The 16,838-nt window shown below is 54.2% G+C and carries 16 protein-coding genes; 13 read left to right on the top strand and 3 right to left on the bottom strand.

Annotated elements, in window-relative coordinates:
• Window positions 1–264: 264 nt before the first annotated feature.
• Together RAL88_RS01530 and RAL88_RS01525 are read left to right on the top strand one after the other, a co-directional pair.
• Window positions 265–888 (top strand): invasion associated locus B family protein, encoded by a 624-nt coding sequence (locus RAL88_RS01530; protein WP_306266775.1) that lies wholly within the window; start codon window positions 265–267, stop codon window positions 886–888.
• On the top strand, window positions 857–1,618 hold the full coding sequence (locus tag RAL88_RS01525; protein ID WP_306266773.1) for an invasion associated locus B family protein: 762 nt from the start codon (window positions 857–859) through the stop codon (window positions 1,616–1,618). Before RAL88_RS01530 ends, RAL88_RS01525 begins: the two co-directional genes overlap by 32 nt.
• A 100-nt stretch (window positions 1,619–1,718) precedes the next feature.
• On the opposite strand, the gene hspQ is transcribed toward RAL88_RS01525, so the two are convergent.
• Complete coding sequence (gene hspQ, locus RAL88_RS01520; protein ID WP_306266772.1) at window positions 1,719–2,078, bottom strand: heat shock protein HspQ; 360 nt, start codon at window positions 2,076–2,078, stop codon at window positions 1,719–1,721.
• A gap of 190 nt (window positions 2,079–2,268) precedes the next feature.
• Here hspQ and eno point away from each other — a divergent pair, with 190 nt between their 5' ends.
• The 8 genes from eno (at window position 2,269) to RAL88_RS01480 (ending at window position 11,294) form a co-directional block, all read left to right on the top strand.
• A complete protein-coding gene (gene eno / locus RAL88_RS01515) occupies window positions 2,269–3,543 on the top strand; it encodes a phosphopyruvate hydratase (RefSeq protein WP_306266771.1) in 1,275 nt (424 codons plus the stop codon).
• Between the two features lie 190 nt (window positions 3,544–3,733).
• The gene (locus RAL88_RS01510; protein ID WP_306266770.1) at window positions 3,734–4,048 is read left to right on the top strand and encodes a septum formation initiator family protein; all 315 of its coding nucleotides are present in this window, start codon (window positions 3,734–3,736) and stop codon (window positions 4,046–4,048) included.
• Between the two features lie 163 nt (window positions 4,049–4,211).
• Window positions 4,212–5,297, top strand: coding sequence for a pyruvate dehydrogenase (acetyl-transferring) E1 component subunit alpha (gene pdhA, locus RAL88_RS01505; RefSeq protein WP_306266768.1), 1,086 nt, complete (start codon window positions 4,212–4,214; stop codon window positions 5,295–5,297).
• A gap of 14 nt (window positions 5,298–5,311) precedes the next feature.
• Complete coding sequence (locus RAL88_RS01500) at window positions 5,312–6,721, top strand: pyruvate dehydrogenase complex E1 component subunit beta (RefSeq protein ID WP_306266766.1); 1,410 nt, start codon at window positions 5,312–5,314, stop codon at window positions 6,719–6,721.
• Between the two features lie 13 nt (window positions 6,722–6,734).
• A complete protein-coding gene (locus RAL88_RS01495; protein WP_306266765.1) occupies window positions 6,735–8,066 on the top strand; it encodes a pyruvate dehydrogenase complex dihydrolipoamide acetyltransferase in 1,332 nt (443 codons plus the stop codon).
• A 145-nt stretch (window positions 8,067–8,211) separates the two neighbouring features.
• On the top strand, window positions 8,212–9,651 hold the full coding sequence (gene lpdA, locus RAL88_RS01490; protein WP_306266763.1) for a dihydrolipoyl dehydrogenase: 1,440 nt from the start codon (window positions 8,212–8,214) through the stop codon (window positions 9,649–9,651).
• Between the two features lie 105 nt (window positions 9,652–9,756).
• On the top strand, window positions 9,757–10,797 hold the full coding sequence (gene lipA / locus RAL88_RS01485; RefSeq protein ID WP_306266761.1) for a lipoyl synthase: 1,041 nt from the start codon (window positions 9,757–9,759) through the stop codon (window positions 10,795–10,797).
• 14 nt (window positions 10,798–10,811) lie between these two features.
• On the top strand, window positions 10,812–11,294 hold the full coding sequence (locus RAL88_RS01480; protein WP_306266760.1) for a type II toxin-antitoxin system RatA family toxin: 483 nt from the start codon (window positions 10,812–10,814) through the stop codon (window positions 11,292–11,294).
• Here the strand turns inward: RAL88_RS01480 and RAL88_RS01475 are convergent.
• Both RAL88_RS01475 and RAL88_RS01470 read right to left on the bottom strand, forming a co-directional pair.
• Window positions 11,267–11,767 (bottom strand): CinA family protein, encoded by a 501-nt coding sequence (locus RAL88_RS01475; protein WP_306266759.1) that lies wholly within the window; start codon window positions 11,765–11,767, stop codon window positions 11,267–11,269. The genes RAL88_RS01480 and RAL88_RS01475 overlap by 28 nt on opposite strands.
• Before the next feature lie 5 nt (window positions 11,768–11,772).
• Entirely contained in the window at window positions 11,773–13,017 is a 1,245-nt protein-coding gene (locus tag RAL88_RS01470) for a bifunctional 2-C-methyl-D-erythritol 4-phosphate cytidylyltransferase/2-C-methyl-D-erythritol 2,4-cyclodiphosphate synthase (RefSeq protein ID WP_306266758.1), read from the bottom strand.
• A 128-nt stretch (window positions 13,018–13,145) separates the two neighbouring features.
• On the opposite strand from RAL88_RS01470, the gene dusB reads away from it, so the two are divergent.
• Genes dusB through ntrC form a run of 3 tightly spaced genes read left to right on the top strand, consistent with a single transcriptional unit; the run spans window position 13,146 to window position 16,736 of the window.
• Window positions 13,146–14,156 (top strand): tRNA dihydrouridine synthase DusB, encoded by a 1,011-nt coding sequence (gene dusB, locus RAL88_RS01465; RefSeq protein ID WP_306266757.1) that lies wholly within the window; start codon window positions 13,146–13,148, stop codon window positions 14,154–14,156.
• Window positions 14,153–15,307 (top strand): nitrogen regulation protein NR(II), encoded by a 1,155-nt coding sequence (locus tag RAL88_RS01460; RefSeq protein WP_306266755.1) that lies wholly within the window; start codon window positions 14,153–14,155, stop codon window positions 15,305–15,307. The genes dusB and RAL88_RS01460 overlap by 4 nt, the downstream gene beginning before the upstream one ends.
• A complete protein-coding gene (gene ntrC / locus RAL88_RS01455) occupies window positions 15,297–16,736 on the top strand; it encodes a nitrogen regulation protein NR(I) (protein ID WP_306266753.1) in 1,440 nt (479 codons plus the stop codon). The genes RAL88_RS01460 and ntrC overlap by 11 nt, the downstream gene beginning before the upstream one ends.
• Window positions 16,737–16,838 lie beyond the last annotated feature (102 nt).

Below are 16,838 nucleotides of genomic sequence, written 5' to 3'. Positions count from 1 at the left end.
TCTGTCGAAGGAGTATGGCGCATCCATGAAGCAGCTTGCAATGCGGGCCGATAATTGTTGTCTGGAGCCTCGTTACCACCGCCAGCGTCTAGATATTGCCTTATTTGTTCCTCACGCAGGCTGAAAGCTGAACTTTGTCAAACATGACAAAATTTCAATTTGCGACCTGGCGGCAAATTTGCGAAACACAGCAATATCTTTGCTATGTATAGATAGAACATTCCTGCCATCATATGGCACCCAGTCGAACCAAGAGCAGTGAACATGTCCCTTTTAAATCAGAAAATCGCAACCGCAACGACGATTGCAGCAGCTGTTCTGGCTGTTGGCTTTGGCGGGGCTGCGCATGCCCAGGAAAACACTCCAGCTGAGACCGCCTGGGTGAAGGTGTGTAACAAGGATCCGAATTCCGAAAAGGATGTCTGTTTAACCACCCAGGAAATCCGTGCCGACACCGGTCAGTTTCTGGCGTCAGTCGCCGTGCGCGAGATTGGCGGCAACGAGAAACAGAGCCTGGTGATTGCTGTGCCGCCGGGGATGCTTATCCAGCCGGGGCTGAGGCTTCAGGTCGACAAGAACAAGCAGAAGGAAATCAAATACGGTATTTGTTTCCCAAACGCCTGTTATGCGGAACTGCCGATTGATCCAGCAGTGGTGGCTGAAATGAAGCGGGGCAACGAGTTGATCCTGACAACGCTTAATCAACAGGCCAAAGCGATCAATTTCAAACTTACTCTGGTCGGGTTTACGGCAAGCTATGACGGCAGCCCGATCGATCCGGCTCAGTTGAAGGTTCAGCAGGAGAAACTGCGCGAAGAATTGCAGCAGAAGGCTGAAGCTGCGCGCCAGCGCCTGATTGAACAGCAGCAAAAGCCCGCAGCGAATTGATCGGTGCTTTCGGCCGCAAGCAGGTGCCTGCGGCCGGACCCCTCATTGTGGTGTGTTAAAATCTCGGAATATCCTGGTAAAAAAACGAAAGTCTTCCTTTACAATGGCTCTTATGAACACACAGATATTCACTAGACTGCTACCGGTTGTCGGTCTGCTGCTTGCAGCAGCGAATTCCGGAGCGTCTTTTGCTCAGGAAACAAGTGCACCTGGCAATCAATGGACCAAACTCTGTACGGTTGAAAAAAAGTCCAAAACGAAGGTTTGTCTGGTCACCCAGGAAATCCGCTCTGCGACCGGTCAGTTTCTGGCGTCTGTTGCCGTTCGCGAAATCAACGGCCCGGAAAAACAGACTGTGGTTGTTTCGGTTCCACCGGGAATGCTGCTGCAGCCCGGCATGCGCCTGCAAGTCGATGACCACGAAGAGCAAGAAGTCAAATATGGTATCTGTTTTCCAAAATACTGCTATTCGGAACTGGCCATAAAACCGAACTTCATTGCGGAAATGAAGGGTGGTGAAAAGCTTGTTGTTACCGCATTCAGCCAGCAGGGAAAGGCGATCGGCTTTGAACTGACGCTGGCGGGATTCACATCAAGCTATGATGGTGATCCGATTGATCCGGCAGAAATCAAGGCGCAGCGTGAAAAAATTCAACAGGAACTGGCTGAAAAGGCCAAAGCGGCCAGAGATAACCTCATCAAGCAGCAGGAAGACGCGACTAAGAATTAGTTTGGTTGTCGAATTTTCTGACTGATTTTCGTCAGGCTTTCGCTGGTTCGAAACAGTAGATAATTGAAGGGTTTTCCGAATTCAGAACGCGGAAAACCCTTCAGTGTTTCAGAATATCAAAGGGTTGATAGCGCCCGTCCTTGATGTTTTCAAACACTTCTGCCACTTGGGGATGACGCACGGGGTCGCCACTGGTATCCGGCAAAAGGTTCTGTTCAGAGACATAAGCCACATATTCAGTCTCATCATTTTCAGCGAAAAGATGATAAAATGGCTGGTCCTTGCTGGGTCGGACATCTTCGGGAATGGAATCCCACCATTCATCCGTATTTGAAAATTCCGGATCGACGTCAAAAATTACGCCGCGAAAGGCATAGATACGATGTTTCACAACATCGCCAATGCTGAATTTCGCAGCGCGCCCGGTCAGTGCACTTTTTCGTGTCTCAGTCTGGGTCATCTCACCTGATCTTTCTTTGATCCCATTATATAACCCCCCAGTCGCGCATTGCAATTTTGCTGTAATGCGGCAACGCAGAATTTGTTTCCATCTCCGCAAAATCCAGCTCCGTCAACTTGGCATTTGACCAAGAGTTGCCTACAACAATCGTCAAATCAGAAAAATACGTTCAACCTGAAGGAGACATAGAATGACGGCCATTGTCGATATTGTAGCGCGTGAGATTCTGGACAGTCGCGGAAATCCTACCGTCGAGGTGGATGTGGTTCTGGAAGACGGGTCGATGGGGCGGGCAGCGGTTCCATCGGGCGCATCAACCGGGGCTCATGAAGCGGTTGAATTGCGGGACGGCGGCTCACGCTATCTCGGCAAGGGCGTTATGAAAGCGGTTGAGGCGGTCAACACCGAAATATTCGATGCGATTGGCGGCTTTGAGGTTGAAAATCAAATCCACATTGATCGCACCATGATTGAGCTTGATGGCACTGCCAACAAGGCGAGGCTCGGCGCCAACGCGATTCTAGGTGTCTCACTGGCCTGCGCCAAAGCGGCCTCTGATGCTGCCGGCCTGCCGCTTTACCGTTATGTCGGGGGCACCAATGCCAGGGACCTTCCGGTGCCGATGATGAACATCATCAATGGTGGTGAGCATGCGGATAACCCGATTGACGTGCAGGAATTCATGATCATGCCGGTGGGCGCAGACACTTTCCGCGAAGCGCTGCGCATGGGCTCGGAGATTTTCCATACACTCAAAAAAGGTCTGAGTGCGGCCGGTCACAATACCAATGTCGGTGATGAAGGTGGCTTTGCTCCCAATCTTGCTTCTACAGATGATGCCCTTGGCTTTATTATGAAGTCAGTCGAGAGCGCCGGATACAAGCCAGGGGAAGACGTGTTTCTGGCGCTTGATTGCGCCGCCACGGAATTTTACAAAAACGAAACCTACAATCTGAAAGGTGAAGGCAAAACCCTTGGTTCTGAAGAGATGGCAAGTTATCTGGCCGATCTTGTTTCGCGCTATCCGATCATCTCGATTGAAGACGGTATGTCCGAGGATGACTGGAGCGGCTGGAATGCGCTGACGCGTATGATCGGAGACAAGTGTCAATTGGTTGGCGACGATCTGTTTGTCACCAATACCAAACGCCTGGCTCGTGGCATCGTGGAAAAATCAGCAAACTCACTGCTCGTCAAGGTCAATCAGATCGGCACCCTGACTGAAACCCTGGAAGCGGTTGAAATGGCTCACAAGGCTGGCTTTACTGCCGTCATGTCACACCGATCGGGAGAAACTGAAGACAGCACGATTGCCGATCTTGCTGTGGCCCTCAACTGCGGTCAGATCAAAACCGGTTCGCTGGCCCGGTCCGACCGTCTGGCGAAATACAATCAGCTTCTGAGAATTGAGGAAGAACTTGGTACACAGGCACGGTTTGCCGGCCGGGGCATTTTGAAAAACTGAATCAGTAGCTGAAAAATTGAAATGCCCGGCACTTTTCAGGCCGCTCGTGCCGGGCAGGCCGGTTGATAGCGAATTTGCAGTCCGGTAAATGGATTCCGGAAAGTTTTTTTTAACCCTCAGCACCTAATGTCTTTTCTGAGGGCGGCTTCAAGTCCCGCGTACCGCTCGTTAGTTTAGGCGCGTTTTGCCAATGTCCACTCGATACAGAAGACAAAGCCTGTATGGTCGGCTTTTTCTACCTTTGCTGACTGCACTTGTGCTCAGCTATTTTGCCTTCCATGCCCTGACCGGCCGTTACGGTTACCGAGCTTTGCAAACTCAGCAATTGCGGATATCTGAACTGCAGGAGCGGCGCAGTAATCTGCTTGATGAACGCCGAGCCAAGCGTGAGCGGGCAAGCTTGCTGAAGCTGGCTGCGATTGATCCCGATCTGCTTGATGAGCGCGCCAGACAGCTTCTGGGTTATGTCCGTTCAGATGAGTTGTTGATCTATTTTGATCGCTAAAATGCTGCTCTGCACCAATTAATCAAAATTCAGTTAACATCAATTTCTTGCTAATTAACAATGACTTATGTGGTCATTTAGTGCCGAATTCTGCTTTGATTTTCGGCACATATTTCTATATGAATGAATATCACCAATAAACAAGATGGGGAGGTTCATACGTATGGCTGCCGCAAAGCAATCGACATCTCGCGCGAAGACATCCGCTGCAAAAGCGACCGGGTCCCGCGTTGCCGCGACACCAAATGCACGAAAAACCAGAAGCAAATCCACAAAACCGGCAATAGCCGAGTTTAACAAGGATCAGGAGGTCAAGGCCTTCAGGGACATGCTCCTTATTCGCAGGTTCGAGGAGAAAGCCGGACAGCTTTACGGAATGGGCCTGATTGGCGGATTCTGCCATCTCTATATCGGGCAGGAGGCGGTTGTTGTCGGTATGCAGATGGCGATTGAGGACGGCGACCAGGTTATTACAGGTTACCGGGATCATGGACATATGCTGGTTTGCGGCATGGATCCCAAGGGTGTGATGGCAGAGTTGACTGGCCGCAGCGGTGGATACTCCCGCGGCAAAGGCGGCTCGATGCACATGTTCTCGAAAGAAAAAGATTTCTATGGCGGTCATGGCATCGTCGGTGGGCAGGTGTCGCTGGGAACCGGACTGGCGTTCTCGAACCGGTATCGCAAGAATGACCGGGTGACATTGACCTATTTCGGGGATGGTGCGGCGAACCAGGGCCAGGTCTATGAAAGCCTGAATATGGCTGAGCTATGGAAACTGCCCTGCATCTATATCATCGAGAATAACCGCTATGCGATGGGCACTTCTGTGGCGCGATCTTCCTCGCAGCCCGATTTCTACAAACGCGGAGAAAGTTTTGGCGTGCCCGGCAAACAGGTCGACGGCATGGATGTGCGCTCGGTGAAAGCGCTCGGCGATGAAGCGGTGAACTGGTGCCGCGGTGGCAAGGGGCCGATGATCCTGGAAATGCTGACATATCGCTATCGCGGTCATTCGATGTCTGACCCGGCGAAATATCGTTCCAAAGAAGAAGTTCAGAAAATGCGTGATGAGCAGGATCCGATTGAACAGGTCCGCAAGCGTCTGCTTGAAAAAGACTGGGCCAAGGAGAGCGAATTGAAAGAATTCGACAAGGAAGTCCGTTCCATCGTTGCCGAGGCTGCGGAATATGCTCAAGCAAATCCGGAACCGGATGCATCTGAGCTTTGGACAGATATTTACCGCTAAGGGGAGCAAGACATATGCCTATTGATATTTTGATGCCCGCGCTTTCCCCGACCATGGAAGAAGGCACACTGGCTAAATGGTTGAAGAAGGAGGGCGATAAGGTTTCCTCCGGTGACGTGTTGGCCGAAATCGAGACTGACAAGGCGACAATGGAAGTGGAAGCCATTGACGAGGGCGTTCTGGGTAAAATCTTCGTCGAAGAGGGAACTGAAAACGTCAAGGTGAACGTCCGAATTGCGGTTATTCTGGAAGATGGCGAAAGCGCTGATTCAATTTCCAGTTCTGAAACCTCTGCGGGTTCCAGCAGCTCTGCTGCATCCAACTCATCTGAAGCTTCCGATGACGCTGACCCAGCCGCAGCTTCTGCATCGGCTCCGGTCGCAGCCCAGCCAGCGGCGGCGAAAACACCGTCTGATCCGGAAATTCCGGAGGGCACAGCAATGGTGTCAACCACCGTTCGAGAAGCATTGCGCGATGCGATGGCCGAAGAGATGCGCCGGGACGAGGACGTTTTCGTCATGGGCGAGGAAGTGGCTGAATATCAGGGTGCCTATAAGATCACCCAGGGTCTGCTGCAGGAATTTGGCGCCCGGCGCGTTGTGGATACGCCCATTACCGAACATGGCTTTGCCGGCCTGGGTGTCGGTGCGGCGATGGCCGGTCTGAAGCCGATCGTCGAATTCATGACCTTTAATTTCGCCATGCAGGCAATTGACCATATCATCAATTCTGCCGCCAAGACGCTTTACATGTCCGGCGGCCAGATGGGCGCGCCGATAGTCTTTCGCGGGCCCAATGGAGCGGCTTCAAGGGTGGGGGCGCAACACAGTCATGATTATGCCGCGTGGTATTCCAATGTGCCTGGCCTGAAAGTGGTGATGCCGTATTCGGCAGCGGATGCAAAGGGCTTGCTGAAAGCTGCCATTCGTGATCCCAATCCGGTCATATTTCTGGAAAACGAGATTCTGTACGGCCAGTCTTTTGATGTGCCGGATATGGAAGATCTGGTTCTGCCGATCGGCAAGGCCCGGATTGCGCGCACCGGCAGCGATGTTACGCTGGTGTCGTTCGGAATTGGCATGAGCTATGCCTTGAAGGCGGCGGAAGAACTGGCCGCAATGGGCGTTGAGGCGGAAGTCATAGATCTTCGCACCCTTCGTCCGATGGATATTGATAGTGTCATTAAATCCGTTCAGAAAACCGGGCGCTGCGTCGCTGTGGAAGAAGGTTTCCCTCAATCAGGTGTCGGGGCGGAGATTGTCGCTCAACTGATGGAGAAGGCGTTTGATTTCCTTGATGCGCCGGTGCTGCGGGTCTGCGGCAAGGATGTGCCGATGCCTTATGCAGCCAATCTTGAAAAACTCGCCCTGCCGAATGTGGGCGAAGTGATTGATGCGGCCAAGGCTGTTACCTACACCGACTGATTGGAGAAAAATGATGCCAATTGATATTTTGATGCCGGCTCTCTCTCCAACCATGGAAGAGGGCAATCTTGCAAAATGGCATGTCAAGGAAGGTGACAGCGTGTCGTCTGGTGATGTCATTGCTGAAATCGAGACAGACAAGGCCACGATGGAAGTGGAATCCATCGATGAGGGTGTGATCGGAAAGATTTTCGTCGCGGAAGGCACGGAGGGCGTAAAGGTGAATGCCCGGATCGCCGTCATTCTTGAGGACGGTGAAGACGCTTCTTCCATATCTGCGGATGCGCCGGAGGCAGCCGCACCGGCCAAGAAGCCGACTGACGAGAAGGCGGTGGAAGCCAAAGCCGAAGACAACAAGCCAGTTGCTGCAGCTGCTGTACCGAAATCGTCCGAAAAAACCTCGGACAGTAGCAGCGGACGTGTGTTCTCGTCGCCTTTGGCACGGCGGCTGGCCAAGGAAAACAACCTGGACATATCCGACATCAAGGGCTCGGGTCCGCGGAACCGGGTGGTCCAACGGGATGTTGAGGCAGCGATGGCCGGGGGCACTTCTGCGGCTCCGGCAAAATCCGCTGCTGCGGCGGGCCCGGTTATTGCCTCGTCAATGTCCGATGATGCAGTGTTGAAGCTGTATGCAGAAGACAGTTATGAGCTGATCCCGCATGACGGCATGCGCAAAACCATTGCCGCACGCCTGACGGAAGCCAAACAGACGATCCCGCATTTCTATCTGACAATTGACTGCGATCTGGATGAGTTACTGGCATTGCGCTCGCAGCTCAACGAGGCCGCACCGAAAGACGCAGATGGCAAGCCGGCATACAAGATTTCTGTCAATGATCTGGTCATCAAAGCCCATGCGCTGGCACTACGCGCAGTGCCCAGCGCAAATGTGTCGTGGAGTTCCGGCGGCATGTTGCAGCACAAGCATGCTGATATCGGCGTTGCTGTTACCATTCCGGGCGGTCTGATCACTCCGATCATACGCCACGCGGATGAGAAGCCGCTCTCGACCATTTCAAATGAAATGAAGGATCTGGCAAAACGCGCAAGAGAGCGGAAATTGCAGCCTCAGGAATATCAGGGCGGGACGTCGGCGGTTTCCAATCTTGGCATGTTCGGCGTCAAGGATTTTGCCGCCATTGTCAATCCGCCGCACGGATCGATACTGGCTGTCGGTGCAGGCACGCAGAGAGCGGTCATCAAGGACGGAGCGGTTGCAGCGGCAACCATCATGTCGGTGACGCTGTCTACCGATCACAGAGCGGTCGACGGTGCTTTGGGCGCGGAACTGATGCAGGCCTTCAAAGGGTTTATCGAGAAGCCGATGAGCATGCTGGTCTAGCTGCCTGAACCGGCCTGAACAGGCTTGCTCAGGTCTGCTGCATGGCTATGGCGGTTGAACAATACATAAAGGATGCTGGCGTTTGAAAACGGCGTGACATCCTGAGGCAATCCGAACAGGGTGCCTGTCATAAGGAGATGTTAAGGTGGCGAATTCCTACGATGTGATCATAATTGGTGGTGGTCCGGGCGGATATGTGGCTGCCATTCGTGCCAGCCAGCTTGGTCTGAAGACAGCAGTGGTGGAGCGCGAGCATCTGGGCGGTATCTGCCTGAACTGGGGCTGTATTCCGACCAAGGCACTTTTGCGGTCTGCGGAAGTTTATCACTATATGGAGCATGCCAAGGATTATGGCCTGAGCGCGGATAAATTCGGATTTGACATGGCGGCAATTGTAAAGCGCTCGCGGGGTGTTTCCGGCCAATTGAATGGCGGCGTCGGGTTTCTGCTGAAAAAGAACAAGGTCGACGTCATCTGGGGTGAAGCCGAGATCACCAAACCGGGAGAAGTGAAAGTCGGCAAACCGAAGAAGAAAGCGGTTGAACCGCAACATCCTGCACCTAAGGGTACATTGGGCGAGGGGGTTTATTCGGCAAAACATATCATAGTGTCTACCGGCGCCCGGCCGCGTGCCCTGCCGGGTATCGAACCGGATGGGGATTCGATCTGGACCTATTTTGAAGCCATGGTGCCGCCTTCCATGCCCAAATCGCTTGTGGTCATGGGGTCCGGCGCCATCGGCATTGAATTTGCCTCGTTTTTCCGGACAATGGGTGCTGAGGTTACGGTGGTTGAGTTGATGCCGCGGGTGATGCCGGTCGAAGATGCCGAGATTTCCGCACTGGCGCGCAAGCGGTTTGAAAAGCAGGGCATGAAAATCCTCACCGAAGCCAAAGTCACCAAGGTGACAAAAGGCAAAGGCTCGGTGACAGCCACTGTGGAAACAAAGGACGGCAAGACACAGGAAATTACCGCTGAAAAGCTTATTTCCGCAGTCGGTGTCCAAGGCAATATAGAGGGTCTCGGTCTGGAAAAGCTGGGCGTTAAAACGGAGCGCGGCTGCATTGTGATCGACGGTTTCGGCAACACCAACGTCGCCGGCATCTATGCCATTGGCGATGTCGCGGGGCCGCCGATGCTGGCGCATAAAGCCGAACATGAGGGCGTCATCTGTGTGGAAGCGATAGCCGGCAAGAAACCGCATCCGATGGACAAGAAGATGATACCGGGCTGCACCTATTGCAATCCGCAAGTCGCCTCGGTGGGATTGACGGAAGAGGCTGCCAAAGCTGCTGGTTACAAGGTCAAAGTGGGTCGCTTTTCATTCATCGGCAATGGCAAGGCAATTGCTCTGGGCGAGCCGGACGGCATGGTGAAGACTGTGTTTGACGAGAAAACCGGACAGTTGCTCGGGGCCCATATGGTGGGGGCGGAAGTCACGGAGCTGATTCAGGGCTATGTGGTGGCAATGAACCTTGAAACCACCGAAGAAGAGCTTATGCATGCAGTGTTCCCGCATCCGACCTTGTCGGAAATGATGCATGAAAGCGTGCTGGATGCTTACGGGCGTGCGATCCACAGTTGATCGGCGGGAAGACGAAGGTTCGCCGGTAGAGATGGCCTGAAAAATTTGAACGATGGCTGCCGACATGCCTGCATGGATAATGAAGTTCGATAGACCGGGATAGATATGGTTACACTCATAGATACATCGCAAGATGACACTTCAACCGCAAACCCTTCTGCTGCAGGTGCCGTGACGGGGCATGCGGAGAGCGGGCGCGTGGCCAGGCAGCGCCATCCGGAAAAAGCACACAAACCGGATACGGAAATCCTGAGAAAACCCGACTGGATTCGTGTCAAAGCTCCCGGCACAGGGCTTGGCGCAGACATCTACAAAGAGACACAGGCGATTGTGAACGCCAATAATCTTGTGACCGTCTGCCAGGAAGCCGGCTGCCCCAATATTGGCGAGTGCTGGTCGAAGAAACACGCCACCTTTATGATCATGGGTGACACCTGCACCCGGGCTTGCGCGTTTTGCAATGTGCGGACCGGGATTCCTTTGCCGCTGGATGCTGGTGAACCGGCCAATGTTGCAGAGGCGGTGGCAAAGCTGGGCCTGAATCATGTGGTGATCACGTCTGTTGATCGGGATGATCTGGCCGATGGCGGAGCGCAGCATTTTGCTGATGTCATTCATGCGATACGGCTGCAAAGCCCGCAAACTACGGTTGAAATCCTGACACCGGACTTCCTGCGCAAAGAAGGTGCCCTGGAAATTGTCGTCGCTGCAAAACCCGATGTCTTCAACCACAATCTGGAAACAGTGCCTTCGAACTATCTGACGGTGCGTCCCGGCGCACGCTATTTCCATTCCATCCGGCTGTTGCAGAGGGTCAAAGAACTTGATCCGACCATATTCACAAAATCCGGAATCATGGTGGGGCTTGGCGAAGAGCGCAACGAAGTGCTGCAGTTGATGGATGATCTGCGATCAGCCGATGTCGACTTTATTACCATTGGCCAGTATCTGCAGCCTACGCGCAAACACCATGCAATCCTGAAATTCGTTACTCCGGATGAATTCAACGCCTTTGAAACCGTAGCCTATTCGAAAGGCTTTCTGATGGTGTCATCGAGCCCGTTGACCCGGTCTTCGCATCACGCCGGCGAAGATTTCGCCCGGCTGCGGGCTGCACGGGCGGCCAAGCTCGACAGTGCTGCCTGATAGAGGCTGATATTGTGCCGCATTTTCACACGTCCCGGCTGGTCCATCATTCAGCAGAAAAAATGTATGCTCTTGTCGCAGATGTTGAGCGTTATCCGGAGTTTGTGCCGTTGTGCCAGAACCTGTCTGTGCGCGGCCGCGAACTGCAGGCGGATGGCACCGAAATTCTGGTCGCCGACATGTCCGTCGCCTATGGTCCGGTGCGTGAGACATTTGTGACCCGCGTCGTTTTGAACCGGCCCGCACTGACCATCGATGCAACTTATCTTGAGGGTCCGTTTTCTCATCTCGACAATCAGTGGAGTTTTATCGACCGCGACAACGCCGGTACAAAAGAGACCTCCACGGTAAATTTCAAGATTGATTACGAATTCAAGTCACGCACCCTGGGTCTGCTGATGGGATCAATGTTTGACCGGGCTTTCAGGAAGTTTGCCGAAGCGTTTGAAGACAGGGCGGATACCGTCTATCAAGCTTCTTCTGCCAGACAGGACTGAACCAGCGCCAAGGCATCAAGCGCAGTACGGGTTCTGATTTCGCTGCGGCCGATTGCGCCATAATTGCGGACTACATGCCGTGTTGCGCGGCCTTTGACAGCGCAGGCCAAATGGACCGTACCGACGGGTTTTTCTGTTGAACCGCCGCCGGGACCGGCAATACCGGTGACTGCTATTGCGACATCTGCCGCGGTTATCCTCAGACCGCCTTCAGCCATTGCCATGGCGACTGCCTGACTGACAGCTCCGTGCTGAATGATGAGAGGTTCGGGCACACCCGCCAGGCGTGTTTTGGCGGCGTTGGAATAGGTCACCAAACCGGCCTCGACAACCGCAGAGGAACCGGGAATTTCAGTCAGGCTGGCAGCGATCAGCCCACCGGTACAGGATTCCACTGTGCTAAGCATGACCTGCGCCGCCTCGCAAATTTTGAGGGTTTTGATGGCGCTCTTTTGCAGTCGGTCATCCGGCATGTCTGTCAGGTTTCCTGAAATACAAGCGTCGCGGTGGCAAAGGCGGAAATGCCCTCCTTGCGCCCGGTGAAGCCCAGTCTCTCGCTGGTAGTGGCCTTTACGCTGATGCGGTCCCGGCTGAGCCCGGTGATTTGTGCAATGCGCTCGCGCATTGGCTCGCGGTAAGGACCGATTCTGGGTGCTTCGCAGACCAGAGTGACGTCGAGATGGGTAATTGTCGCGCCGCGTTTTCCGGCCAGTGATATGGCGAAAGCCAGAAATCGGTCAGAAGCCGCAGCCTTCCACTCTGGATCAGAAGGCGGAAAATGGCTTCCGATATCCCCGTCCGCCAATGCACCAAGAACCGCATCGGTCAGGGCATGGAGGCCGACATCTGCGTCTGAATGGCCTTTTAGGGACCGGTCATGGGGCACACTCAGGCCGCAAAGCATGACATCTGAGCCTGCCTCGAATGCATGCACATCATAGCCGTGGCCAACTCGAATATCGGGCACCAGAACTGCCTCCCGTTTTGCGCGTAACAGATGTCTGGCCGTTGCGAAATCTTCTGGCTCAGTGATTTTCCAGTTATTTCGGTCGCCTTCGGCAATGACCACCGGTCCGGCATAGTTTTCATATATGACGGAGTCATCTGAACAGTCGCTGTGGCCCTCTGCCAATGCCTGCTTATGGGCGCTGAGGAGTTTGGCAAACCGAAATCCCTGCGGAGTTTGAGCCTGATATATGCCGTCACGGCGGATGGAGCCACTGACACAGGTGATATCCTCATCCCAGCTTGTTCCACTTTCGGCCTGCTTGAGGCTGTCGACCACCGGGACGGCGGCTATGCATCCGCCATGTGTCAGGGCCTTTGCAATGACCGCCTCGATGGTATCTGCCGAAACAAATGGCCGGGCGGCATCATGCACCAGCACAATATCCCAGTTGGTAGCCATGCGGTCCAGCATTTCCAAACCATTTAACACCGATAGCTGGCGGCTGGCACCGCCATTGACAGTGAGGACGTTGATCCCATTTTCAATCAACCGGCATGTCGGGATCAGGCCTGGATCGGTATCTTGCGGAATGACGCAGACGATCTGACTGATTTGCGGCACAGCCGCGAATGCGTCCACAGTGCGCTGAAACAGTGTCTTGCCGTCAATCGGAAAGAATTGTTTGGGCAATTCACCGGTTTCTTCAGAGGCACGGCTGCCTTTTCCCGCCCCGACAATCAATACTGCAACCTGAGGCGGTTGTTCATGTGCCATGTCTGCGTTATCCCGCTGCTTTACGAACCGGCCTTAAAGCCGCATTTGACCGTTCTGGTAATTTACAATTGCCTAAATTACATGCAGTGTTATAAACTGCTCAAAATATAGTCAAAATATTGAGCTTCATGATACAGCCCATTTCCATCGGACGCCATAAAATTGCGTGTCCCGTATTCCTTGCACCGATGTCAGGCGTGTCGGATTTGCCGTTTCGCCGGCTTGCCTGGCGGTATGGGGCAGGGCTGGTGGTTTCCGAGATGGTGGCTTGCGAAGCATTGGCGAATAACAGCCGGGAAATGGCAACGCGCGCCCAGGGTGAAGGCGTTGGCATTCATGTTGTGCAACTGGCCGGGCGGGAAGAAAAATGGATGGCGGAAGGCGCGCGCATTGCCGCTGCCTGCGGGGCAGACATTCTGGACATCAATATGGGCTGTCCCGCACGCAAGGTGACTAATGGATATTCCGGGTCAGCGCTGATGCAGGACCCGGATCATGCTTTGCGGCTGATTGAGGCAACGGTGGAGGCCACCGCACTGCCGGTGTGTCTGAAAATGCGCCTTGGCTGGGATGAAAACTCCATCAACGCCGGCGAAATTGCCCGCCGCGCGCAGAATGCAGGTATTCAGCTTGTCACCATTCACGGCCGCACCCGCAATCAGTTCTATAAGGGAAGGGCAGACTGGGCGGCGATACGGAGTGTGTCCGAGCAGGTCGATATTCCAGTGATCGCCAATGGCGATATTGTGAACATGAACCAGGTCGATGACGTGCTGGCGCTGTCTGGTGCGGATGGCATCATGATCGGCCGCGGCGCTTACGGGCGGCCCTGGTTCCCGGGCTATGTGCGCAGCCGCCTGGCATCCGATGCGACGCCACTGGCGGAGCCGACGCTGATGGAAAAACATGAGTTGGCCGCAGAACATTACGACGCCATTCTGTCTCATTACGGCATCGATATCGGCATTCGGGCGGCGCGCAAACATCTTGGCTGGTATCTGGATGATGCTGGAATATCGGGTTCGGCCGCGCGCCGCCGGATCATGACCGGGACCGATTGCAGAACCGTGTTGCAGGCGCTCGCTGACAGCTTTCGGGAAGCTGCAAATACGCCGGGTGAATTGGAAGCGGCAGCATGACCGGAATTGCCGGATCATTGCTCAATGCTGCCATCGCTCAGGATGCACCTTCGGCCCATGCCATTCTCAACGCCTTGCCGCACCCGGTGCTGTTTCTGGACGCCGATCTGCAAATTCAGATGATGAACCAGGAAGCGGAGACTTTTTTTCAAAGCAGTTCGGTGGTTCTGAAAGGACGTCCGCTTGCATCGCTTCTGCCATTTGGCAGCCCGGTGATTGAGGTCGCACAGCAGGCGATCGACCGCAATGTGCCGGTTTTTGAATATCGCGTCGCCATTGGATTTCACGGCCGTCCGGATGAACGGCGGATTGATGTCAATGCGGTCCCGCTGTCTGAAGACGTGCCCGGTCTGGTGCTGATGTTTCTGGAACGCACCATGACGGAAAAACTTGATCGCCAGCTGACCCATCGCGGCGCAGCGCGGACCGTCACCGGTCTTGCGGCCATGCTTGCTCATGAAATTAAAAATCCGCTTTTTGGCATCCGCGGAGCGGCACAGCTTCTGGAGACTGCCGCGGACGAAAATGACCGGGCCCTGACGCGCCTGATCTGTGATGAGGCGGATCGTATTGTGCGCCTTGTGGACCGCATGGAAGTGTTTTCCGATGAGCGCCCTGTTGAGCGTGCGCCTGTGAATATTCATGTTGTTCTGGAGCGCGTTAAGTCGGTTTTCAAATCCAGTTTCGGACGTGGCATCAAGGTGACGGAACGCTATGACCCGTCACTGCCATTCGTCTATGCGAACCACGATCAGCTGATCCAGATTTTCCTCAATCTGGTCAAAAACGCTGCGGACGCGCTGAAAGATCAAGAGGCTCCTGAAATTACCTTGCGGACTGCCTTTCGGCCCGGCATCCGGTTGGCCCTGCCGGGCACAAGCAACCGCATGAGCCTGCCGCTGGAATTCAGTGTCGAAGATAACGGGCCGGGCATTCCCGAGGATCTGCTGCCGCATCTGTTTGATCCGTTCATTACGACGAAAACCAATGGCACCGGCCTGGGACTGGCTCTGGTTGCGAAAATCGTCCGCGATCATGGCGGTGTGATTGACTGTGAAAGCCGCAAGGGAAGTACAGTTTTCAAAATTCTGCTTCCGGCTTTCAAGGACCAGAAATCCCCGTTGAGTGGAGGTTTTGCAAATGGCCGGTGAAACAATTCTTGTAGCCGATGATGATGCCGCAATCCGGACTATTCTTGATCAGGCTCTGACCCGGGCCGGTTATCAGGTCCGACTCACCGGGACAGCGGGAACATTGTGGCGCTGGGCCAGCCAGAATGAGGGCGATCTGATCATCACGGATGTGGTGATGCCCGATGACAATGCCTTTAACCTGCTGCCGCGCATCAAGAATATCCGTCCCGGTCTGCCGATTCTGGTGATGAGCGCACAGAATACGTTCATGACGGCTATCACTGCTTCTGAGCGCGGTGCATATGATTATCTGCCCAAACCGTTTGATCTGCGCGAGCTTGTTTCGATCGTTGAGCGTGCCTTGTCTGAGCGGAATACGGCGGATGTACCCGAAGTTGCAGAGCGAGGCGGAGATGATATCCCTCTGGTCGGACGCTCAGCGGCAATGCAGGAAATCTACCGGGTTCTTGCACGTCTGATGCAGAACGATCTGACCGTTCTGATCGAGGGTGCGTCAGGAACGGGCAAGGAACTCGTCGCGAGAGCGCTGCATGATTACGGTAAACGTAAGGGCGGGCCATTTGTTGCCATCAACATGGCAGCGATTCCGCGAGACCTGATTGAAGCCGAGCTGTTCGGTTATGAAAAAGGCGCCTTCACAGGTGCTCATAACAGGGGCAGCGGGCGGTTTGAGCAAGCAGAAGGCGGAACCCTGTTTCTGGATGAAATCGGTGATATGCCGATGGATGCACAGACCCGGCTGCTCAGAGTGCTGCAACAGGGCGAGTACATGACGGTCGGTGGCAGAAAACCAATCCGGACCGATGTGCGCATTGTGGCCGCCACGAACAAGGATCTGCACCATCTGATCGGGGAAGGGCGGTTTCGCGAAGATCTCTATTATCGCTTGAACGTCATTCCCATCCGGTTGCCATCCCTGCGGGACCGGCTGGAAGATATCGACGATCTGGTGCGGCATTTTTTCAATCTCGCGGCGAAAGAGGGGTTGGGTGCCAAGCAGATTGACGGCAAGGCCCTGGCCCGAATGCGCCAGCACAGCTGGCCCGGCAATGTCCGGGAACTGGAGAATGTTGTTCGGCGGTTGGCGGCGCTGTACCCGCAGGATGTGATAAGCCACAGCATCGTCGATCATGAACTTGGCAAGGCTCATATCAGCACCAGCGATGTATCGGTCAATGAACAGCCGCAGGACCTGTCGTTGATGGTGGAAACGCTCGTCAAGTCGGCGTTTGCAGAGGCGCCTTCCGGAATACCGCAGCAATTATATCAATCTGTCCTGCATCGCATGGAAAAACCGTTGATCAGCACAACGCTGGCCCATACCGGTGGCAATCAGATCAAAGCCGCTGATATTCTGGGATTGAACCGGAATACTTTGCGGAAAAAAATCAAAGAATTAGACATAAAGATTTTGAAATCGGTTTAAACACAGACTGGCAGACTAATTTGCCCTCTGTGGCACATTGTCCACAATTCAGCCACACTCACGGTCTTTGCCAGTAAGAGCAATTGTTGTATATTTGCATCA

Origin of the sequence: Pararhizobium sp. IMCC3301 (genome assembly GCF_030758315.1) — a bacterium.
GTDB lineage: Bacteria > Pseudomonadota > Alphaproteobacteria > Rhizobiales.
Note: the sequence above shows the minus strand (reverse complement) of the source record. Positions and strands in the feature narration are given on the sequence as shown.